The sequence below is a fragment of the Pseudomonas sp. SA233 genome (genome assembly GCF_054792385.1).
Genome location: NZ_CP096449.1, coordinates 3,601,445 through 3,620,332, shown reverse-complemented (window position 1 = coordinate 3,620,332; position 18,888 = coordinate 3,601,445). Strand labels below are relative to the sequence as shown.

General features: G+C 65.3%; 21 protein-coding genes. 6 read left to right on the top strand and 15 right to left on the bottom strand.

Annotated elements, in window-relative coordinates:
- Positions 1-193: 193 nt before the first annotated feature.
- The 6 genes from M1D87_RS16695 to purU are packed head-to-tail and all read right to left on the bottom strand — an operon-like array spanning position 194 to position 7,018.
- Positions 194-799 (bottom strand): sarcosine oxidase subunit gamma, encoded by a 606-nt coding sequence (locus tag M1D87_RS16695; RefSeq protein WP_123084510.1) that lies wholly within the window; start codon positions 797-799, stop codon positions 194-196.
- Between the two features lie 3 nt (positions 800-802).
- The gene (locus tag M1D87_RS16690) at positions 803-3,706 is read right to left on the bottom strand and encodes a 2Fe-2S iron-sulfur cluster-binding protein (protein ID WP_123084511.1); all 2,904 of its coding nucleotides are present in this window, start codon (positions 3,704-3,706) and stop codon (positions 803-805) included.
- Positions 3,703-4,008, bottom strand: a complete 306-nt coding sequence (locus M1D87_RS16685) for a sarcosine oxidase subunit delta (protein WP_013973145.1) — start codon at positions 4,006-4,008, stop codon at positions 3,703-3,705. Before M1D87_RS16685 ends, M1D87_RS16690 begins: the two co-directional genes overlap by 4 nt.
- A 12-nt stretch (positions 4,009-4,020) precedes the next feature.
- Positions 4,021-5,262, bottom strand: a complete 1,242-nt coding sequence (locus M1D87_RS16680) for an FAD-dependent oxidoreductase (RefSeq protein ID WP_013973144.1) — start codon at positions 5,260-5,262, stop codon at positions 4,021-4,023.
- Positions 5,244-6,155, bottom strand: a complete 912-nt coding sequence (folD, locus tag M1D87_RS16675; RefSeq protein WP_123084512.1) for a bifunctional methylenetetrahydrofolate dehydrogenase/methenyltetrahydrofolate cyclohydrolase FolD — start codon at positions 6,153-6,155, stop codon at positions 5,244-5,246. The genes M1D87_RS16680 and folD overlap by 19 nt, the downstream gene beginning before the upstream one ends.
- On the bottom strand, positions 6,152-7,018 hold the full coding sequence (purU, locus tag M1D87_RS16670; protein WP_013973142.1) for a formyltetrahydrofolate deformylase: 867 nt from the start codon (positions 7,016-7,018) through the stop codon (positions 6,152-6,154). Before purU ends, folD begins: the two co-directional genes overlap by 4 nt.
- A gap of 240 nt (positions 7,019-7,258) precedes the next feature.
- Between purU and M1D87_RS16665 the strand changes: the two genes are divergently transcribed.
- The 5 genes from M1D87_RS16665 to M1D87_RS16645 all read left to right on the top strand — a co-directional run bounded on the left by M1D87_RS16665 (position 7,259) and on the right by M1D87_RS16645 (position 10,389).
- Positions 7,259-7,660 carry a hypothetical protein gene (locus tag M1D87_RS16665; RefSeq protein ID WP_023662857.1) on the top strand — a complete coding sequence of 134 codons (402 nt, stop codon included), beginning with the start codon at positions 7,259-7,261 and terminating at the stop codon, positions 7,658-7,660.
- Positions 7,661-7,763: 103 nt separating this feature from the next.
- Entirely contained in the window at positions 7,764-7,985 is a 222-nt protein-coding gene (locus M1D87_RS16660; RefSeq protein WP_003256222.1) for an MbtH family protein, read from the top strand.
- Positions 7,982-8,701, top strand: coding sequence for a thioesterase II family protein (locus M1D87_RS16655; protein ID WP_038409926.1), 720 nt, complete (start codon positions 7,982-7,984; stop codon positions 8,699-8,701). Before M1D87_RS16660 ends, M1D87_RS16655 begins: the two co-directional genes overlap by 4 nt.
- 57 nt (positions 8,702-8,758) lie before the next feature.
- Positions 8,759-9,310 carry an isochorismatase family protein gene (locus M1D87_RS16650; RefSeq protein WP_123084513.1) on the top strand — a complete coding sequence of 184 codons (552 nt, stop codon included), beginning with the start codon at positions 8,759-8,761 and terminating at the stop codon, positions 9,308-9,310.
- A 26-nt stretch (positions 9,311-9,336) separates the two neighbouring features.
- The gene (locus M1D87_RS16645) at positions 9,337-10,389 is read left to right on the top strand and encodes a DUF1615 domain-containing protein (RefSeq protein ID WP_123084514.1); all 1,053 of its coding nucleotides are present in this window, start codon (positions 9,337-9,339) and stop codon (positions 10,387-10,389) included.
- Positions 10,390-10,554: 165 nt separating this feature from the next.
- Here the strand turns inward: M1D87_RS16645 and M1D87_RS16640 are convergent, their stop codons facing one another.
- The 9 genes from M1D87_RS16640 to M1D87_RS16600 all read right to left on the bottom strand — a co-directional run bounded on the left by M1D87_RS16640 (position 10,555) and on the right by M1D87_RS16600 (position 18,228).
- Complete coding sequence (locus tag M1D87_RS16640; protein ID WP_123084515.1) at positions 10,555-11,418, bottom strand: metal ABC transporter solute-binding protein, Zn/Mn family; 864 nt, start codon at positions 11,416-11,418, stop codon at positions 10,555-10,557.
- Positions 11,415-12,314, bottom strand: a complete 900-nt coding sequence (locus tag M1D87_RS16635; protein ID WP_123084516.1) for a metal ABC transporter permease — start codon at positions 12,312-12,314, stop codon at positions 11,415-11,417. The genes M1D87_RS16640 and M1D87_RS16635 overlap by 4 nt, the downstream gene beginning before the upstream one ends.
- Positions 12,314-13,060, bottom strand: a complete 747-nt coding sequence (locus tag M1D87_RS16630) for a metal ABC transporter ATP-binding protein (protein WP_123084517.1) — start codon at positions 13,058-13,060, stop codon at positions 12,314-12,316. The genes M1D87_RS16635 and M1D87_RS16630 overlap by 1 nt, the downstream gene beginning before the upstream one ends.
- A complete protein-coding gene (locus M1D87_RS16625) occupies positions 13,057-13,959 on the bottom strand; it encodes a metal ABC transporter substrate-binding protein (protein ID WP_421091805.1) in 903 nt (300 codons plus the stop codon). The genes M1D87_RS16630 and M1D87_RS16625 overlap by 4 nt, the downstream gene beginning before the upstream one ends.
- 16 nt (positions 13,960-13,975) lie before the next feature.
- Positions 13,976-14,545, bottom strand: a complete 570-nt coding sequence (locus M1D87_RS16620) for a DUF6162 family protein (RefSeq protein ID WP_123084519.1) — start codon at positions 14,543-14,545, stop codon at positions 13,976-13,978.
- The gene (locus M1D87_RS16615; RefSeq protein ID WP_013973133.1) at positions 14,542-14,862 is read right to left on the bottom strand and encodes a hypothetical protein; all 321 of its coding nucleotides are present in this window, start codon (positions 14,860-14,862) and stop codon (positions 14,542-14,544) included. The genes M1D87_RS16620 and M1D87_RS16615 overlap by 4 nt, the downstream gene beginning before the upstream one ends.
- Positions 14,859-15,398, bottom strand: coding sequence for a hypothetical protein (locus tag M1D87_RS16610; RefSeq protein ID WP_013973132.1), 540 nt, complete (start codon positions 15,396-15,398; stop codon positions 14,859-14,861). Before M1D87_RS16610 ends, M1D87_RS16615 begins: the two co-directional genes overlap by 4 nt.
- Positions 15,395-16,588 (bottom strand): PepSY-associated TM helix domain-containing protein, encoded by a 1,194-nt coding sequence (locus M1D87_RS16605; protein ID WP_421091804.1) that lies wholly within the window; start codon positions 16,586-16,588, stop codon positions 15,395-15,397. The genes M1D87_RS16610 and M1D87_RS16605 overlap by 4 nt, the downstream gene beginning before the upstream one ends.
- Before the next feature lie 305 nt (positions 16,589-16,893).
- Entirely contained in the window at positions 16,894-18,228 is a 1,335-nt protein-coding gene (locus M1D87_RS16600; RefSeq protein ID WP_123084521.1) for a lysine N(6)-hydroxylase/L-ornithine N(5)-oxygenase family protein, read from the bottom strand.
- 201 nt (positions 18,229-18,429) lie between these two features.
- Here M1D87_RS16600 and M1D87_RS16595 point away from each other — a divergent pair, with 201 nt between their 5' ends.
- On the top strand, positions 18,430-18,864 hold the full coding sequence (locus M1D87_RS16595; RefSeq protein WP_123084522.1) for a kinetochore Spc7 family protein: 435 nt from the start codon (positions 18,430-18,432) through the stop codon (positions 18,862-18,864).
- The last annotated feature ends 24 nt before the right edge of the window (positions 18,865-18,888 follow it).

Genomic DNA, 18,888 nt, shown 5'->3' with positions numbered 1-18,888 from the left:
CCAATATCGCTCGTCTGACGCGTCCTTTGTAGGAGCAGCCTTGTGCTGCGAAGAGGCCGGTACAGCCAATAGACAGGCTTTGTCAGCCCCGGCCTCTTCGCAGCACAAGGCTGCTCCTACAGGACCTCGCCGAACCAATGAGTCATGTGTTGTTCTATGAGAGCGGGTTTACCCGCGAAGAGGCCGGTGCAGGTCAACGCATCAATTCATCTACCCCGACCCACCCACCATCGAACTCATCCATGGCATCCAGCACCGCTTCACGGAAATACGCCAGCGATGCCCGATCAAACAGCAACTGCAGCGCCGGCCTCTCATCGCTCCCCACATTCAGCACGATCACGTTGATCCGCGCCGCCGAGGTCTGCGCCACCGCCCCAACGGGAAACGCCCGGGTGCGCAAGTCCACCCCGCACAACTTGGCCATCACCGCGCTGCAATGCACCCCCGAGAGCTGCAGCCAGGCATGACTATCCTGGCGCGGCAGCAGGTAGTTGCGCCGGGTATCCTGCACCCACCCGGCCTCTTCGGCAGCCACCCGTGCACCGCCGTCGGCCAGGCTGCCCAGCAACAGGTACTCGGTCTGTGACAAGCGCGCTATCCAGCCACCGTCTTCTTGGCGCACGGCCTGGTTGGGTAGCGACGGCAAGCGGTAGCCACGCGCCTGCAGGCAAGCGGCACTGTCGCCCCCGCGAAACCCGACCCGTGCCAGATCGGTCAGGTCAGTCAACGCGCAGGTATGCAGCAGTTCGGCCTGCGGGCCGGGTGAAATAAAAGCTTTGGCTTGCAAACTGGTCATGGCTCAGAGCTCCTGGCGCAGGTTGTCGGGATCGTGGAACGGCAGTGGCACCACTTTGGCATTGACCATCACACCGCCCTCAACGCGGATCGGGATGTGCATGCCAGGCGTGGCCTGATGGGCACCGGCGTAAGCCAGGCCAATGATCTGCCCCAGGGTTTGCGAGTATTCGCAGGACGTGACGTTGCCGCTGATGTCCGCCCCGTCCAGCACCAGATGCCCCTCCAGCGGCTGTGGGCTGCCCTTGGGCAGGGTGAAGCCGACCAGTTTGCGCTTGAGCGGCTGCGCTTCGAGGATCTCGATCGAGCGTTTGCCGACGAAGAATGGCTTCTTGCGGCCGATGGCCCACTGCATGTCGATCTCCGCCGGGTGGGTCATGCCGTCGGTGTCCTGGCTGATGATCACGTGGCCCTTTTCCAGGCGCAGCAGGCGTTGGGTCTCGACGCCGAACGGGCGAATGCCCAACCCCGCGCCAGCCTCCATCAAGGTATCCCACAGGCACTCGGCGTGGCGCGCCGGCACGTGCACTTCGTAGCCCAGTTCACCCACAAAGCCCACCCGCAGGATGCGCGCGGCAATGCCGGCCACTGTGCCCTGGCGTACGCCGAGGTAAGGGAAGGCCTCGGCCGACAGGTCCACATCGTCACACACCTTGGCCAGCACCTGGCGTGACAGCGGCCCGGCCAGGTTGACCGCGGCCAGCGCGGCGGTGACATTGGTGACGTCCACATCCAGACGCCATTGCGCATTCCACTTCAGCATCTGCTGGTAGATGCGGTCGACGCCGCTGGTGGTGGCGGTGACGTAGAAGTGCTGCTCGCCCAGCCGGGCGCACACGCCGTCATCGATCACCACGCCATGCTCGTTGGTCATCAGCGCGTAGCGGGTGCGGCCGATGGCCAGCTTGGCGAAGCCGAAGGTGTAAAGGCGCTCCAGCAGTTCGGCGGCGTCGGGGCCGCGCACATCCAGGCCACCGAGGGTGGAAACGTCGATCAGGCCGACCTTCTCGCGCACATGGCGGGCTTCCTCCTGCATGCAGCGTTCGCGGTCCTCGGGCTTGCCATAATAGGCCGGGCGCTGCCAGATGCCGGCCGGCATCATCTTCGCCCCGGCTTCCAGGTGGCGGCGGTGCATGGGCGTTTGCCGGTACGGGTCGAAGGCGCGGCCGGCGACGTGGGCCAGTTTTTCCGCCTGGAACGGTGGCCGGGCGGTGGTCACCCCGGTTTCGCTGATGCTGCGCCCGGTGGCGTGGGCCACCAGGCGGGCGGTCGGCAGCGCCGAGTGGCGGCCCTGGGACGGGCCCATGCCGACCGTGGAGAAGCGCTTGACCAGTTGCACATCGCGGTAGCCGCTGCGCGTGGCGTTGACGATGTCGCGCACTTGCAGGTCTTCGTCGAAGTCGACGAAATCCTTGCCCTTGGGGTGGGGGAAGATCGGCCAGGGGAAGTTGACCTTGGCTTCGGCACTGAACACTGGCTGCACCGGCGCTTCCAGGCCCAGCGCTGCCAGCGCATCGGCAGCCCCGCGAGTGGCGTCGGCCAGTACATTACCCAGAGCGTGACGGCCGTTCACCGAGCCGGCGATGTCCAGCCCGGCCGGCAGGTTGCTGATGGCGAACTCGTCGCGGTTGACGTCGTAGGCCAGCTTGCCGCCAGCCTGGCACGGCAACTGGTACACCGGCATGTAGCCTGCCGACATGCACAGCAGGTCGCAGGCCAGGCGCAGGCCATGCGGGCCGACCTTGCCCTGGCCGGTGATCGGGCGAATATCCACGCCACTCACGTGGCGCATGCCCGCTTCGTGCAGGGCTTCGTACACGGTGCTGCCCAGGTGCACGGGTATATCGCGGCGCTTCAGTTCTGCGGCCAGTGCGGCATCGGCTGGCGCAGCGCGCATGTCGACCACCGCGGCCACGGCCACGCCTTGCTCCTGCAGGTCGAGGGCGGCGAGGTAGCCGTCATCGTGGCCGGTGAGGACTACCGCGCGCTGGCCCGGCTTGACCGCGTACAGCTTCATCAGCCGCTGCACGGCGCTGGTCAGCATGACCCCCGGCAGGTCGTTGTTGCGGAACACCACCGGCTGGTCGAACGAGCCGGCCGCCACCAGGCAGCGGATGGCGCGCACCTTGTACAGGCGTTTGTGCTGGATCACCGGCAGGTAGTTGTCGGTGAACCAGCCGTTGCAGGTGGCGTCCAGCAACACCTGGATATTCGGGTGGCCCTCGACGGCAGCCAGCAGTTCCTGGCGCAGGCTGGTGGCGCGGGTGCCGGCAATGTCGAAGCGGGCGTAGGTGAGCGAGCCGCCAAGTACCGGCTGTTGCTCGACAAGCAACACCTTGGCCCCGGCATTGGCCGCGTCCAGTGCCGCACGCAGGCCAGCCGGGCCAGCGCCGATCACGGCCAGATCGACGAACAGATAGGCCTTGTCGTAGTACTGCGGCCTGAAGCCTAGGTCGAGCACGCCCAGGCCGGCCTTCTTGCGGATCAGCGGCTCCCACACCTTCCACATGCCCTTGGGCTTGTAGAACGAGCGGTAATAGAAGCCCACCGGCATGAAGCGCGAAAACTTGCCCAGGTAGGCGTCGCGATCGTGCGCCAGGCTACCGTTGAAGTTCTGCCCTTCGACTACCTGGCCATCGCGGGCGGCTTCCAGGTCGGCCAGCACATTGGGCTCGTCCGGCAGCTGCACCAGGGTGTTGGCATCCTGCCCGGCCATGCTCAGCGGGCCGCGCGGGCGGTGGTACTTGAACGAGCGCGACAGCAGCCAGCGGCCACTGCCGAGCAGGGCGCTGGCGATGCTGTCACCGGCAAAGCCCTGGCAGGCCTGGCCGTCGAACTGGAAGTGCAGGGGCTGCTCGCGGTCGATCAGCAGGCCCATGGGCGCGGGGAGGCGAGTGTGGCTGTTCATCCGGCAATCTCCGGGGTGGCGGCGGGGGTGAAGTCGACGCGGCGGTCGAACAGTTCTTTCGGGTCAAAGGTGCGCAGCACCTGGTCGCTCACCGTGTGGCGTTCGGCCAGGAACCAGTAGCTGGAGGCATTGTGCAGCCACCACTCGGTCACCACCCCGGCCAGGTTGTCGCTGTTGAACACATAGTCGGCCCATTGCGCATCGCTGCAGCTGGCCGGGTCGGGCATGTGCCTGAATTCGCCGCCGTAGGTGAACTCGCTGATATTGCGCGGGCCGTTCAAGGGGCAGGTCAGGATCTTCATCGTCGTCGCTCCTTAGTGGCTGGCCGCGGTGGCGCCCATTTCGTTGACTTGCTGGAAGCGGCTGAAGCGCTCCAGGGCAAAGGGTGCGATCAGTTCCGGCACCTTGCCGCCACTGGCGACCAGCTCGGCCATGGTCTTGCCGCAGATCGGCGTGGCCTTGAAACCCCAGGTGCCCCAGCCGGCGTCCAGGTAATAGTTGTGCACCGGCGACAGGCCCATGATCGGGCTGTAGTCCGGGGTCATGTCGGTGATCCCGGCCCACTGGCGCATCAGCTTGGCGTTGGCCATGAACGGGAACATCTCGATGGCGTGTGCCAGCAGGCTCTCCTTGAGGTCGAGGGTGGAGCGGGTGTTGTACAGCGGGTAGGGGTCGGAGCCGCCGCCAAAGACGATCTCGCCGCGGCTGGTCTGCTGCACGTAGCAGTGCAGCGCCGAGGAGCTGACCAGCGGATCGAGAAACGGCTTGAACGGCTGGGTGACCATGGCCTGCAGCGGGTAGGTGTGGATCGGCGCACGAATGCCGGCCTTGGCCATCAGCAGCGAACTGGCCCCGGCCACGGCCTGTACCACGCAACCGCACTGCACGGTGCCACGGTTGGTCTTCACCGCCTCGATGCGGCCATTTCGGATCAGCAGGTCCTGCACTTCGGTCAGCTGGTGGATCTCGACGCCGCGCTTGGCAGCCTGCTTGGCGTAGCCCCAGGCCACCGCGTCGTGGCGGGCGGTGGCACCATCGATGTGCCAAAGGCCGGCGAGTACCGGCAGGTGACCGGGGTCGAGGTTCAGGCTCGGCACCAGCTCGCGGATCTGCTGGCGGTCGATCATTTCAGTGCGCCCGCCAAAGTGCTTGTTGACCTCGGCGCGCTGGCGAAAGGCGCGCACGGTGGCGTCGGTGTGCGCGAGGGTGAGCTGACCGCGCTCGGAATACATGATGTTGAAGTCGAACTCGTTCGACAGATTCTGGAACATGCGCACCGATTCTGCGTAGAAGCGCACACCCTCACTGGTGAGGTAGTTGGAGCGGATCACCGCTGTGTTGCGCGCAGTATTGCCACCGCCCAGGTAGGCCTTCTCCAGCACGGCGACATTGGTGATGCCATGGTACTTGGCCAGGTAGTAGGCGATGGCCACCCCGTGGCCGCCGCCGCCGATGATCACCACGTCATAGCGTGGCTTGAGTTCGCACGGTGGTGGCAGGTCGACCTCCACCGGGTAGTCGGCGCTCAGGCCGTATTTCAGCAGGGCGAAAGGCATGCGGTGCGCTCCTGGTGGGCGGCCTGTTGTTGCAGGTCGAGGGCGAGCAGGGTGTTTTTCATCAGGTAGGCGATGGTCATCGGGCCGACGCCGCCGGGTACCGGGGTGATGCCGGCCACCTGGGGCAGGGCGGCGGCGAAGTCGACATCGCCGACCAGGCGGCTGTGGCCGCCTTCGTCGATGCGGTTGATACCGACATCGATCACCACCGCGCCAGGCTTGAGCCAGTCGGCACCGATCAGCCGTGGCTTGCCCACTGCGGCCACCAGGATGTCTGCCTGGCGACACAAGGCCTGCAGGTCGCGGCTGCGCGAGTGCACCACGGTCACCGTGCAGTCGGCCTGCAGCAGCAGGGCGGCCATGGGCTTGCCGACGATGTTCGAGCGGCCGACCACCACCGCATGCTTGCCACGCAGTTCGCCACAGGCATCGCGCAGCAGGCGCATGCAGCCGCTGGGCGTGCACGGGGTGAGCACATCGCGGCCCTGGGCCAGGCCGCCGACGTTCTCGCTGTGGAAGCCGTCCACATCCTTCAGTGGGCTGATCGCCTGGAGAATGCGGTGTTCGTCGATATGGGCCGGCAACGGCAGTTGCACGAGGATGCCGTTGACCTCGGTGTCGCGGTTGAGGCGGTCGATCAGGGTCAGCAGCTCGGCCTGGCTGGTGTCTGCGGGCAGGCGATGCTCCAGCGAGCGGATGCCCACCTCTTCGGCACGCAGCACCTTGTTGCGCACGTACACCTGGCTGGCAGCGTCGGCGCCGACCAGCACCACCGCCAGGCCCGGTTGCACGCCGCCCTGGCGCAGCTCCTGCACCTGCTCCCGTACCTCGGCCAGCACCCGCGTCGCGGTGGCCTTGCCATCGATCAGCTTGATACCGGGAGTGGCGTTCATTTGAAGATCACCGTGCGGTCGTGGTTCAGGAACACCCGATGCTCCAGGTGGTATTTCACGGCGCGGGACAGGGCGATGGTCTCGGTGTCGCGGCCGATGGCCACCAGGTCATCCGGTGCGTAGGCATGGTCCACGCGCTGCACTTCCTGCTCGATGATCGGGCCTTCGTCCAGGTCGCTGGTGACGTAGTGGGCGGTGGCACCGATCAGCTTCACCCCGCGCTGGTAGGCCTGGTGATAAGGCTTGGCGCCTTTGAAACCGGGCAGGAACGAATGGTGGATGTTGATCGCCCGGCCTGACAGCTGGCGGCACAGGTCGTCGGAGAGGATCTGCATGTAGCGCGCCAGCACCACCAGTTCAGTACCGGTGTCCTCGACGATGCGCAGCAGCGCGGCTTCCTGTTCGGCCTTGGTGTCCTTGCTGACCGGCAGGTAGACGAAACGGATGCCCTGGCGCTCGGCCATTGGGCGCAGGTCCAGGTGGTTGGAGACCACGGCGGTGATCTGCATGTCCAGCTCGCCCTTGGCATGGCGGTACAGCAGGTCGGACAGACAGTGGTCGAACTTGCTCACCATCAGCAGCACGCGCATCGGCCGGGCACTGCTGTGCAGGCTCCACTGCATGTCGAAGCGCTGGGCGACATCGGCAAAGCCGGCTTCCAGCTGCGGTGTGTCACCCGTGACACCGGTGTTGTAGCGGAACACCGCGCGCATGAAGAAGCGCCCGTTGTCCTCGTCGTCGAACTGCGCCATCTCGCTGATGTAGCAACCGTGCTCGGCCAAGTAGGTGGTCACCGCGGCGACGATGCCGGACACGGCCGGGCAACTGACGCGCAGGATGAAGTGATCGGGAGCGGGATGCATGTCGGATAGGCCTCGTGATGGAGTGGGGCAGGTCGGGCACAAGGGCAAAAGAGGCTTCGCGTGGAGGCGAAGAAATATTTCTTGGTAGGAATATAAATTTCCTTTAGGCGATTTATAGGCGAAGAGCCGGGTGACGGTCTAGAGGTTTGTGAATTTTTTTTGCCTTACAGGAAAGTTTTAGCCGGGACCTGTAGGAGCGGGTTCACCCGCGAATAGGCCGGTACAGGCTATGATTGCTCCATGAGCACTACACCGCCTCTGCGCCAACCTTGTCCCCCTGGCGCCTGCGACTGCGGCCGCGAACACTTGGTCGATCACCCGCAGGCCGCTCAGCGCATCCTCCTGCTGACCCGCCAGGAGGAGAAACGCCTGCTCGACCGCCTGGAAAACCTCAAGGACCTGGAAGACCTGCAACGCCTGCAGCAGCGGATGTATGAAAACCTCGGCATTCGCGTGCACATTGCCCCCGGTTTCAACGAAGTGCGAACCATGCGCGGCATCGTCATCGAACTGGACGACCAGCTCGGCCTATGCCGCAAGACCCGGCAGTCGATCCCGGCGGCGATCCGCCGTGGGCTGGAGCGCAACCCGCAGGTGGCCTTCCGCTTGCTCGATACCCACGACCTGTTGCGGGATACCTGAAGACCGCGTCAGCCCCACTAATTTTTTCGCCGCACGCCACGTCTACTTGAAGGCCCCCCTGCGCCAGGCGCGCAGCAGCACCCATCACTCAAGGAGACAGGCAATGACTTCCGTTTTCGACCGCGACGATATCCAGTTCCAGGTAGTGGTCAACCACGAAGAGCAATACTCGATCTGGCCCGACTACAAAGCCATCCCCAACGGCTGGCGTGCCGTAGGCAAGAGCGGCCTGAAGAAGGACTGCCTGGCCTACATCGATGAAGTCTGGACCGACATGCGCCCGCTGAGCCTGCGCCAGAAAATGGCCGAAGCCGCCGCCCAGTGACTGCATTGAACCTGCTGTGCCTGCCGTATTCCGGGGCCAGCGCCATGGTCTACAGCCGCTGGCGGCGCAAGCTGCCGACGTGGTTGCAGGTGCGCCCGGTGGAACTGCCCGGGCGTGGCGCGCGCATTGCCGAGCCACTGCACACCGACATGCAGGCCCTGGCCCGGCAACTGGCCGCCGAACAGCGCCTGGCGGCCAGCACCCCCTACGCGCTGCTCGGCCATAGCCTGGGCGCCTTGCTGGCCTTCGAGTTGGCCCATGAGCTGCAAGCGCTGGGCTGCCCGGCGCCACTGGCCCTGTTTGCCTGCGGCACCGCAGCACCGACCCGGCGCGAAGACTACGACGGCAAGAACTGGCGCGAGCCCAAGAGCGATGCCGAGTTGATCGGCGAGTTGCGCGAGCTTCAGGGCACGCCCGAGGAAGTGCTGGCCAACGCCGAGCTGATGAGCCTGACCTTGCCCACCCTGCGCGCCGACTTCCTGCTGTGTGGTACCTACGCCTACCGCCAGCGGCCGGCGTTGCAGTGCCCGCTGCACGTGTTGGGCGGCATGCAGGACCGCGCCAGTGACGAGCAATTGCAGGCCTGGCGCAAGGAAACCCTCGGGGCGTTCTCGCTGCAGATGTTCCCAGGCGGCCACTTCTTCATCCATGAGCATGAAGACCGGGTGCTCGCTGCGCTGACCGCGTCGCTGCAACCGCTTCGGCTGTCCGCCTGATTGACGTCACCGCTTGCCTGGGGGAGGCTAGGCCTTTTCCCAGGCAAGAGGCAGACAATGCTGATCGATCCCCACAAGGCCACGCTGCTGGTCGTCGACATCCAGGAAAAACTCATCGGCGCCATGAGCGACCCTGAAGGCACCCGCGCGCGGGCCCGATGGCTGCTGGCAGCGGCGAACGAGCTGGAACTGCCGACGGTGATTTCCGAGCAGTACCCCAAGGGCCTGGGCCATACCCTGGCCGAACTGCTGGCCGCAGCGCCGGCCGCCGAAGTGGTGGAGAAAAGCCATTTTTCCTGTGTGGCCGCCGAGTGCCTGCCAGCAAGTTTGATGGCGCGTGAGCAAGTGATTGTCTGTGGCATGGAAACCCACGTGTGTGTGCTGCAGACCGTGCTCGGCCTGCTGGCACTGGGCAAGCAGGTGTTCGTGGTCGAGGATGCCTGTGATAGCCGTACCCCGGCGAGCAAGGCCGCAGGGCTGGCGCGCATGCGGGCCGCGGGGGCGCAGGTGGTGACCCGCGAAATGGTTCTGTTCGAGCTCATGGGCAGTGCCAGCCACCCGCTGTTCCGGCACATCAGCAAGACCTACCTGGTCGGTGAACAGCCCTGAACGGCCGGTTACTGGCTGCCGGGTTGATGGCCCTGGCGCTGCTGCAAGGCTGCGCCGGGCGCCGTGAGGAAGCGCCCGAGACGGACCCGGCCAAGGTCCGCTCCCAACTGCTGCGGCTGTTACCCGCCCAGGCCAAGGACCGCGAGGGCTGGGCCCGGGACATCCAGGTGGCGTTCGACGCCCAGCGAATTGCCCCCAGCAAGAGCAACCTGTGCGCGGTGCTGGCGGTGACCGAGCAGGAATCGACCTTCAATGCCGACCCGCAAGTGCCCAACCTGGGGCGTATCGCCCGAGAGGAAATCGACCGCCGCGCTGCGCGCCTGCACATCCCCAAGCTGCTGGTCGACGGTGCACTGAAGGCGCCGTCGGGTAATGGCAAGAGCTACCAGCAGCGTTTGCAGGCGGTGCGCAGCGAGAAGCAGCTGAGCGAACTGTACGACGAAGTCATCGCTCGCGTACCGCTGGGCAAGACCTTGCTGGGCGGGCTGAACCCGGTGCATACCGGTGGGCCGATGCAGGTCAGCATCGACTTTGCCGAAAAGCATGCGCGGGATTACCCCTACAGCCATGATGGCAGCATTCGCCAGGAAGTGTTCACCCGGCGCGGCGGCATGTATTTCGGTATCGCCCACTTGCTAGGCTATTCGGCCAACTATGATCGCCAGCTGTATCGCTTTGCCGATTTCAACGCGGGCTGGTACGCAAGCCGCAATGCGGCATTCCAGGCGGCACTGAGCAAGGTGACGGGGGTAACGCTGGCGCTGGATGGCGACCTGGTGGCGCCGGGCTCGATCATGCCCGGGACCACTGAAAAGGCGGCACGCAAACTGGGAGGAAAGCTGGGCCTGCGCAACCCGCAGATTCGCAGCCAGCTGGAGCAGGGCGATAGTCTGGCCTTCGAGGACAGCAAGCTGTACAGCGGGGTTTTCGCCCTGGCCGATGCAGCGGCCGGCAAGCCGGTGCCACGGGCGGTGCTGCCGGGGATCCAGCTGAAAAGCCCGAAGATCACCCGCAAGCTGACCACGGCGTGGTTTGCCGGGCGGGTGGATGAGCGTTATCAGCGGTGCATGAAGCGTTGATGGTGGCCTGGCTGTAGGAGCGGCCTTGTGTCGCGATGGGCTGCGCAGCAGCCCCAAGGGTTTAGCGGTGCTGCACAATCTCTTGGGGCTGCTGCGCAGCCCATCGCGACACAAGGCCGCTCCTACACAGGGACCGTGCAGGCCTGTGGGACTGCGAGGAGAACATCAGCTTTCGCCCAGGGCGGCAACTACCTGATCCACACTGGCCTTCAACCCGGCAAACGCATCCTCAGGGTCACTCTCCACGACCACCAGCTTCGCCCCGGACGCCTTGATCACCTCGGCCACAGCCGCTTCCGGCTGCCGATGGTCCAGCACCAGCGCCACATCCTGCGCTTTCAGGTTGTCCCCCAGCGCCTTCAGCGCAGTCGCATCCCACTCGGCTGGCAGCGGCTGCTCGACCATGTCCAGGTTCAACCCGCTGGCCAGATAACCCAGCCGTTCCGACAGGCTCACCACCGTCAGGTTGTCGACCTTGGCCAAGCGTGTCTGGCTGCTCGCCGAAAGCTCCAGCAACTGGCGTTTGAGCCCGGCCAGGTTGCCCTGGATCTGCGTCTTGTCGCCCGGCGCCAACCGCTCCAGGTCATTGGCTACCACATCGGCCATGCGCCCGAAGTTGGTCGGGTTGAGCCAGGGGTATGCGCCATAGGCCTCGTCGCCGCTCACCGCTATGCCCGGCAGCGCGCCATCCACTGGCCGTGCTGCGTCGATTTCGACGATCCGGATATTGCTACGCCGGGCCATCGGGTACAGCGGGTCGTCACGCCAGATCGAGCGCACGCCGATCACCGCGTCGGCCTGCTGCGCGGCCTTGTGCAGGCTGGCGCCACCGCGTCCGCTGAAATAGGAAGGCTGGCGGCTGGCAGGCAGGTTGGCGGGCGCTGCATGCTTGAGCTGCACCTTGGTGCCCTCGAGCAAGGCGCTGGCCAGGCTGTGGGTGACGGGCAGGGTGGTCAGCACTTGCGTGGCGAAAGACAGCGACGGCAGGCCGGCCAGGGCCAGTGCCAGGGTCAGGCGTTTCAGGTTCATGCCGGGTTTCCTTGCAGGCGGGGGACGATGGCGCGGGCCAGCGCCGCCAGGGCGAAGCAGATGCCCGCGACCAGGATGATCGCGGCGCCGGACGGCACCGGCAGGTCGAAAACGATCGGCAGCAGGATGCCCAGCAACGTGCTCAGCGTGGCGATCAGCACCGACAGGAAGAAAAAGCCCTTCAGCGACTGGCTGACCAGGCGTGCGGCGGCAGCGGGGATCACCAGCAGCGCCCCGACCAGGATGGCCCCGATCACCTTCACCGAGGCCACGGTGACCAGGGTCACCAGCACCACGAACAGGTAGTCCAGGGTTTTCACCGCCACCCCGCGCACGGCTGCCAGCTGTGGGTTGAAACTGGCCAGCATGATGCGGTTGTACAGCGGCACTGCCAATGCCAGCACCAGCACCGCGACGATGCCCAGCACCACCAGGTCCTGGCCGCTGACGGTCAGCACCGAGCCGAACAGCACGTTCTCGAGGATGTGCACATTGATCTTTCCGGCCAGCATCAGCAGCAGGCTGGCACCCAGCGCCAGCGAAACAGAGAGGAACACGCCGATCAGCGTGTCCGGCGACAGCCCGGTGCGGTTGCGCAGGAAGTTGAGCAAGATGCCGAACAGCAGGCAGTAGCCGAACAGGCTGCCGTAGGGGCCGGTGTAGGGCTCGCCCAGCAGGATGCCGATGGCCACGCCGGTCAGCGCGGCATGGCCGACCGCCTCGGAGAAGAAGGCAAAGCGCTTGACCACCACCAGGGTACCCAGGCCGCCCAGCACCGGGCCGATCATCAAACCGGCCAGCAGAGCGTTGACCACGAAGCCGTAGGTCAGCGCCTCGGGCAGGTAGCCGGCAGTGGCCCAGTCCTGGACCGTTTGCCGAAAGATTTCAAAACTCATCAGGCAAGGCTCTCGCTACGCGGGTGAACGGAGAACAGGCCGAGCAGGCGCTCCGGGGTCAGGGCCTGGGCGGGCGGGGCGTCGAACAGTACCTGGCGGCTCAGGCCGGTAACTCGGTCGGCCAGACGCATCACGGCTTCCAGGTCATGTTCGATCCACAGCACGGTGGTGCCGGCCTGGCGCCAACCCTGCAGCAGTTGTTCGAACACCTGGATGCCGGCTTCATCCAGGGCCGACATCGGTTCGTCCAGCACCAACAGTTGCGGCTCGGGGATCAGGCCCTGGGCCAGCAGCACGCGTTGGCGTTCGCCACCGGAAAGCGCGCCCATGCGCCGTTTGCGCTTGTCGAGCATGCCGACCTGCGCCAGGGCTGTGTCGATGGCCGGCTGCACGCGACGCGACAAGCCGAGGAAGGCAGGGCGGCGCTGGCACATGGCAGCCATGAAATCGTCCACGGTCATCGGCAGGCCACGGTCGAATTCCAGCGCCTGCGGCACATAGCCGATCACTTCGCGTTCGCCGGGCCAGTGCAGGGTCAGCTGGCCCTGGTGCGGCATCTGCCCGAGCAGGGTCTTGATCAGCGAACTCTTGCCGCCGCCGTTGGGGCCGACGATGGCATGCACGCTGCCGGCGGCGACGTTGAAGCTGACATTCTCGAGGATGCGGGTGCGGCCCAGGGTGAGGTCGATGCCGGCGAACTCGATGCGCGGCCCGCAGGCTGTCACCAGGTTGGCGGCGGCGGTCATGCGCGGTTCTCCTGGATGGCGCGGACCACGGTGTCGAGGTTGCGCTTCATCTCCACTTCGTACTTGTCCTTGGTGTATTCGCCGTAGGAAATGTGCGTAAGCGGGTACAGGCGCTCGCCGGATTCACGCTGGATGGTTTCGACATAGGCCGACGGGAAGTCCATTTCCGAGAAGATCACCCGCACGTCCAGCGCCTTGAGCTGGTCGATGGTCTTCTTCAGCTGGGCCGGGCTGGGTTCGATGCCATGGGCTGGCTCGACCACCGCAGTCACCTCCAGGCCGAAGTCACGTACCAGGTAGTCGTAGGCGGCATGGATGGTGGCGACCCGGAAGGTGGCGCTGGGCGCCTCGGTGACCTTGGCCAGTGCTTCGGCACGCAGTGCGCGCAGGCGCTTGGCATAGGCGCGGGCGTTTTGCGTGTACAGCTTGGCGTTGTTCGGGTCGAGCTTGCCCAGTTCGCGGGCGATGTTGTTGACCTGGGCGATGGTGGTGCTGATCGACAGGAAGGTGTGCGGGTTGACCACCTTGCCGGCGCCGCGGGCGGCAATACCGGTGGCCGCCAGCAAGGGTACGTTCTGGTTGGCCTCGATGGTGTTTATGTCGGGCTTCTCGCTGGCGGCGATCATGCGGTCGGCGAAATCGTCATGGCCGACGCCGTTCAGTACCACCACGTCCAGGGTACCGATGCGCTTGATGTCCTCGGCCCGTGGCTCGTAGGCATGGGGGTTGAACCCTGCCGGAATCAGCGGCACCACTTCGGCCTTGTCGCCGACGATGTTGCTCACATAGCTGTAGTAGGGGTGCAGGGTAATGCCGATACGCAGGGGCTTGCCGTTATCGGCCAGGGCCTGTGCCGGCAGGGCAATGGCCAGGAGCAGGGCGAGGGCGGAGCGGAGCATGGGGAATTCCTTGGGTTCAATGACGGTGTTCGCGGGTGACCCCGGCGTCGTAATGGCTGACCACCTGCTGCCAGCCGGCGGCGATCAGGGCGGCCTGGCCAAGGTCGTCCGGGGTCACGGCGGCGCTGTCGCGGCGCAGCCAGACATCGGCCTGGCCGGTGCTGTTGGCCGGCAGGATCAGCAGCAGGCTGCCGGCCACTTCCGGGGCCTGGCTGCGGCCAAGGTACGCCCCGGTCTCCAGCCACGACCATTGGTGGCTGCCGCGGCCCTGGCTGCCGGCATCGACCACGAACGGCGGCAGGCCTTCCTCGGCAAGTGCCTGTACGCTGGGCGCAGCGGTGTTCTCTTCACGCAGCAGCTGGATTTCGTCGAAGGCCACCCGCAAGTCGGTGTACAGGCCTTGCTCGGCGGCGGTCAGGTCGCGACGGGCGTCTATCTGGTGGCTGGCGATGGCCTGTTCATCCTCGCGTTCGCCGCGCAGCAGCACCACGCCGGTGGCGAGTACCACGATCAGCAGGCTGACCAGCAGCACGTACAGGGTTTCGTGCCCGGCGCCGGCCGGGCGAATCACTTGGACGCGGCTCATGGCTGGGCTATATCGGCGTAGTCGACTTCCACCACGTGCCCGGGGCCGGCATCGAACAGCACGTAGAACTCGCCGTCCGGGCGCTTGAAGGTCAGGGTCGAGTCATCACCGAGCTTGCCGCCGACCAGCACCTGTTCGTCGTAGCCGATCACATCCAGGGTAACTCCGGGGGCGCCGCTGCCGTCCGAGAAGCCGCCGGTGCACTTGACCTGGCCGCCGGCCAGCTCTTCACACTCGCACATCGGGTTGTGCGCCAGGGCCGGGCAGGCGGCCAGCACCAGCAAGGGCAGGGCGAGGGTGCGTATCAGGTGTTTCATTTCTTGCCTCCTTGTTTCTCGAGCCAGGCCACGGTGGCTGGCGATGCCTTGGCCAGAGGGACCGACGCCTGGTGCATGCTGCCGTCCCAGCCTTCCAGGGTGATCCAGATCTGCGCGTCGGGCTTGGTGCGTGGCGGGATCGGCAACGAGGTGCCCATGTTGTACGGCGCACCGAAGAAAATCGTGCCGGCGGCGCGCAGGCTGCGCGGTTTGCCGATGCGCAGGTAGGCCGCCTTGACGCCGTTGACGCAGGCCTTGCACAGCGATGCATTGAAGACCTTGAAGTGGCCGGCCGGGCCATCGGCGCGGGGCGCCTCGTCACGCATCTCGGCCAGGTCCAGGGTATAGGGGCCGACCTGGATGTCGTGGATCACATTGGCGCCGAGCCCCGCTTCGCCGCGAAACAGCTTGGCCTCGGCGAAGTACTTGGGCATGAAGCCCAGCGGGATGAGAATCAGCAGGATGTTCAAGTGAAAACGCCACTTCAGCCACAGTTGCTTCAGCGGGCTGACGGTCACGGCTTGGGCCTGGCTCATGGGCGGATCTCCACGGTGGGTTCATGGCGCGCCATGCGCGGTGCGCGCTCGCTGCGCTTGAGGGCGGCGGCGGTGGCCTGGGCGGTGCGTTTGGTCCAGATCAGCAAACCGCTGAACACCATCAGGGTGAGGACCAGGCCGAAGAAGAACCACACCAGCTTGATCGGCAGGCCGCCGAAATCGCCGGTGTGCAGCGGGCGCATCGACTCGGTGACGAACTCCAGGGCGGAGCGGTCGCTGATCAGGAACTGACTGTCGACATTACGCGTGTACGGGTTTACCGAGGCGCTCTGGAACATCAGCGGGTACCAGCCTGGTCCGGCCAGGGTGATGTGGCTGTAGGCGGTAGCCGGCAGCGAGATGAAGCTGATCTCCAGCCCCGGAACCGCCAGGCCGGCGATGCGTGCCGCTTCATCCAGGTCGATGCGCGCTGCCGGGCTGCCATTCGGGGTTTGCGGCACGTCCTCACGGGCGATCACCGGCACGATGGGCCGGCTGGAAATGGTGATGTGGTTGTCGGCCAGGATTGCCTGGATCAGGAACCAGGTGCCGGTGATGGAAATGACCGCGATGGACCAGATCGACCAGACCCCGGCCAGGCGGTGCAGGTCGCCCCAGAAAATTCGCGAACCATGGCCGGTGCGCACCGGCTTGAAGAACCCCTTCCAGAACTTCTTGTACACCACCAGGCCGGTGACCAGTGAAGCCAGCATGGGCAGGCCGAGCAGCGACACCAGGTACCAGCCCCAGCTGAAACCGCTGGTGAACGGCACCAGCCACCAGCCGTGCAAGGCGCGGGTGAAGGCTTCGAAGTTGAAGTCCGGGGTCTTGCCCTGGATGGCCCCGGTGTAGGGGTTTACATACAGTGTCGGGCTGGTGCCGTCAGGCAGGGTGACATTGGCCTTGACCGCGAAGTGCGAACCGTCGGGCTGGATCAGCCGCTCCACCACCATGTCCGGCTCGGCCTTGTGCAGGGCGTCCAGTACCTGCTGGAAGCTCAGGCGCTCGGCGTCGGCGCCGGGCTTGTTGGCGCGCACGGCGGGGTCGGCCAGCCAGACGATTTCCTGGCTGACCACCGCGAGCATGCCGGTGAAGCAGACGATCAGGACAAAGAACCAGATCGGCAAGGCGAGCCAGCTGTGGACCAGGAACCACAGCCTGGATTTGGATTTTTTCGGTGATTTGGCCATCTGACGGTCTTCTGCAATGGGGAGTCGAGCGTGTGCCCAGCCAAAGAGGGGCTGTATTGATAAGGACGAATGAGAATCGAAAACCTGCCGTTTTAAATGCAAGCAAATGTTTCGGGCAAAGAAACCTGAAAGCTGGCGCGACCGCTGTAGGAGCGGCCTTGTGTCGCGAAAGGGCTGCGCAGCAGCCCCAGGGTTTCAGCGCAGACGCACAAATTGCCGGGGCTGCTTTGCAGCCCTTTCGCGACACAAGGCCGCTCCTACAGGACCTGTACATGCCTGGAGGGCAGTGCTGGTCTTGCAGGGGATCAGGCGCGGGTCAGGGCCACTGCCGGTTGCGGCTTGCCGTGCAGCTGCGCCAGGTCCTGGTACAGCGCGCGGCCAATTTCCGCAGCGCGCGCCGGCAGCACCGAGAGCAGGGTGTCACTCAGGCCGTGGCTGTTTTCGCAGAAGCCCTGCAGGTACACCGAGGCCTGCAGGTCGGGGCTGGCCAGCACGCGGTAGTTGCGGTCGACGCTGAAATCTTCCAGGTAGCCGGCCAGGGGCGCCAGCAGGTCACGGTGCGAGCGGCGCTCGTAACCGGTGGCGAGTATCACCGCGTCGTAGCGGTGGGTCTGCTGCTGGCCGGTGGCGAGGTCGCGCAGTGTCAGCTCCAGGCCTTCGCGGGTGGCCACCACGGCTTCGACCTGGCGCCGGCACAGCACGTTGTGGCGGTACTGGTGGGCGACCTTCTGCCGGTAGAGGATGCCGTAGATGCGTTCGATCAGGTTGAGGTCGACCACCGAATAGTTGGTGTTGTGGTATTCGCCTAGCAGCTTGCTGCGCTGGTCGGCCGGTTCGTTGTAGACCAGGTCGGTGTAGTCCGGCGAGAAGATCTCGTTGACGAACGGGCTGTCATCGGCAGGCTTGAGCGCCGAACCGCGCAGGATCATGTCGACCTTGACCGACGGATAGCTGTCGTTGAGGTCGATGAACGCCTCGGCGGCGCTCTGGCCCGAGCCGATCACGGCAATGCGCATCGGCTTGCCGGCAGTGCATGGCAGCTTGTTCAGGCTGCTCAGGTACTGGGAATGGTGGAATACCCGCGGGTCGTCCTTGAAGGCACCGAACTTTTCCGGGATTTTCGGCGTACCGCCGCTACCGACCACCACCGAACGGGTGCGGCGGCTGTATTCGCGGCCTTGGGCGTCGCGCGAGACCAGGCGCAGGTGCTCGACCCGGCCGGCCTGCACGTCCGGCTCGATGCGCAGCACTTCCTCGCCATATACCGCCTGGGTGGCGAAGTGCTCGGCGGCCCAGCGCAGGTAGTCGTTGTACTCGAGGCGGCAGGGGTAGAAGGTGCCGAGGTTGATGAAGTCGGCCAGGCGCTGCTTCTGGTGCAGGTAGTTGACGAAACTGTAGGGGCTGGTGGGGTTGCGCAGCGACACCAGGTCCTTGAGGAACGAGATCTGCAGCTCGCTCTGGGTGGCCAGGGTTTCGCCATGCCAGCGATAGTCCTGCTGCTTGTCGATGAACAGCGCGTCGAGGGCATGGCCGTGGGACTCGGCGAGTTCTTCCAGGGCGATGGCCAGGGCCAGGTTGGAAGGGCCGAAGCCCACGCCGATCAGGTCCTTGATGGTTTCCGGTTTTGCAGACTGGCTCATGGCTGCGGTTCCATAATGGTCGAATGTTGACGCTCGCCGGGAGAGACCGGCGCCTGCGTTTGTACATTGGGTGGAACGAGCCAAACGATGGGGAATTTACTGGCGGCCGATCGGCCACTTGCAGCAGGGGCTAAAGGCCTGCGCCTGTCGGCCGATAGGCAGAACAACCCAAGGACCCATTTGCAACGCAGGGAGAAAGACATGACAGGTATTGCAGCAGTCAGCATCAGCACCACGAGCCAGGCGCTGAGCACAACCCAGGCCGCCGACAGCCAGGATGCGCAAAAGACTGAAGAGAATGGGGTCGGCACCCAGGCCGACACGTCGAAGGTGAACGGTGGTGGCCAGACTCAAGGTGCCCAGAGCAGCAGTGAAAGTTCGGAGCCTGCGCACATCAGGCAATTGCGCGAGATGATCAAGAAGCTGCAGAAGCAATTGGCCGAGGAGCAGAAGCAACTGGCCCAGTTGATGGCGCAGAAGATGGACGAAACCACCAAGCTGGCAGCTGTGTCCGCCAAGCAGGCGAGCATCGCCACCATCAATGGTGAAATCCTGCAGGCCACCGCGCAGTTGCTCGAAGCATTACAGAAAACGGGTGGCAGCAGCGCGGGCGGGATGGTCAGCACCACGGCCTGACGAACTTGGGGCTGCTGTGCAGCC

Bases quoted from the DNA above. Each gene is read 5' to 3' on its own strand.
- M1D87_RS16605 (WP_421091804.1), bottom strand. From the start codon at position 16,588: ATGGCCAAATCACCGAAAAAATCCAAATCCAGGCTGTGGTTCCTGGTC.
- M1D87_RS16625 (WP_421091805.1), bottom strand. From the start codon at position 13,959: ATGCTCCGCTCCGCCCTCGCCCTGCTCCTGGCCATTGCCCTGCCGGCA.
- M1D87_RS16690 (WP_123084511.1), bottom strand. From the start codon at position 3,706: ATGAACAGCCACACTCGCCTCCCCGCGCCCATGGGCCTGCTGATCGAC.
- M1D87_RS16695 (WP_123084510.1), bottom strand. From the start codon at position 799: ATGACCAGTTTGCAAGCCAAAGCTTTTATTTCACCCGGCCCGCAGGCC.
- M1D87_RS16665 (WP_023662857.1), top strand. From the start codon at position 7,259: ATGAGCACTACACCGCCTCTGCGCCAACCTTGTCCCCCTGGCGCCTGC.
- M1D87_RS16610 (WP_013973132.1), bottom strand. From the start codon at position 15,398: ATGAGCCAGGCCCAAGCCGTGACCGTCAGCCCGCTGAAGCAACTGTGG.
- M1D87_RS16630 (WP_123084517.1), bottom strand. From the start codon at position 13,060: ATGACCGCCGCCGCCAACCTGGTGACAGCCTGCGGGCCGCGCATCGAG.
- M1D87_RS16660 (WP_003256222.1), top strand. From the start codon at position 7,764: ATGACTTCCGTTTTCGACCGCGACGATATCCAGTTCCAGGTAGTGGTC.
- M1D87_RS16615 (WP_013973133.1), bottom strand. From the start codon at position 14,862: ATGAAACACCTGATACGCACCCTCGCCCTGCCCTTGCTGGTGCTGGCC.
- M1D87_RS16620 (WP_123084519.1), bottom strand. From the start codon at position 14,545: ATGAGCCGCGTCCAAGTGATTCGCCCGGCCGGCGCCGGGCACGAAACC.
- purU (WP_013973142.1), bottom strand. From the start codon at position 7,018: ATGCATCCCGCTCCCGATCACTTCATCCTGCGCGTCAGTTGCCCGGCC.
- M1D87_RS16645 (WP_123084514.1), top strand. From the start codon at position 9,337: ATGGCCCTGGCGCTGCTGCAAGGCTGCGCCGGGCGCCGTGAGGAAGCG.
- M1D87_RS16650 (WP_123084513.1), top strand. From the start codon at position 8,759: ATGCTGATCGATCCCCACAAGGCCACGCTGCTGGTCGTCGACATCCAG.
- M1D87_RS16635 (WP_123084516.1), bottom strand. From the start codon at position 12,314: ATGAGTTTTGAAATCTTTCGGCAAACGGTCCAGGACTGGGCCACTGCC.
- M1D87_RS16685 (WP_013973145.1), bottom strand. From the start codon at position 4,008: ATGAAGATCCTGACCTGCCCCTTGAACGGCCCGCGCAATATCAGCGAG.
- M1D87_RS16600 (WP_123084521.1), bottom strand. From the start codon at position 18,228: ATGAGCCAGTCTGCAAAACCGGAAACCATCAAGGACCTGATCGGCGTG.
- folD (WP_123084512.1), bottom strand. From the start codon at position 6,155: ATGAACGCCACTCCCGGTATCAAGCTGATCGATGGCAAGGCCACCGCG.
- M1D87_RS16595 (WP_123084522.1), top strand. From the start codon at position 18,430: ATGACAGGTATTGCAGCAGTCAGCATCAGCACCACGAGCCAGGCGCTG.
- M1D87_RS16680 (WP_013973144.1), bottom strand. From the start codon at position 5,262: ATGCCTTTCGCCCTGCTGAAATACGGCCTGAGCGCCGACTACCCGGTG.
- M1D87_RS16640 (WP_123084515.1), bottom strand. From the start codon at position 11,418: ATGAACCTGAAACGCCTGACCCTGGCACTGGCCCTGGCCGGCCTGCCG.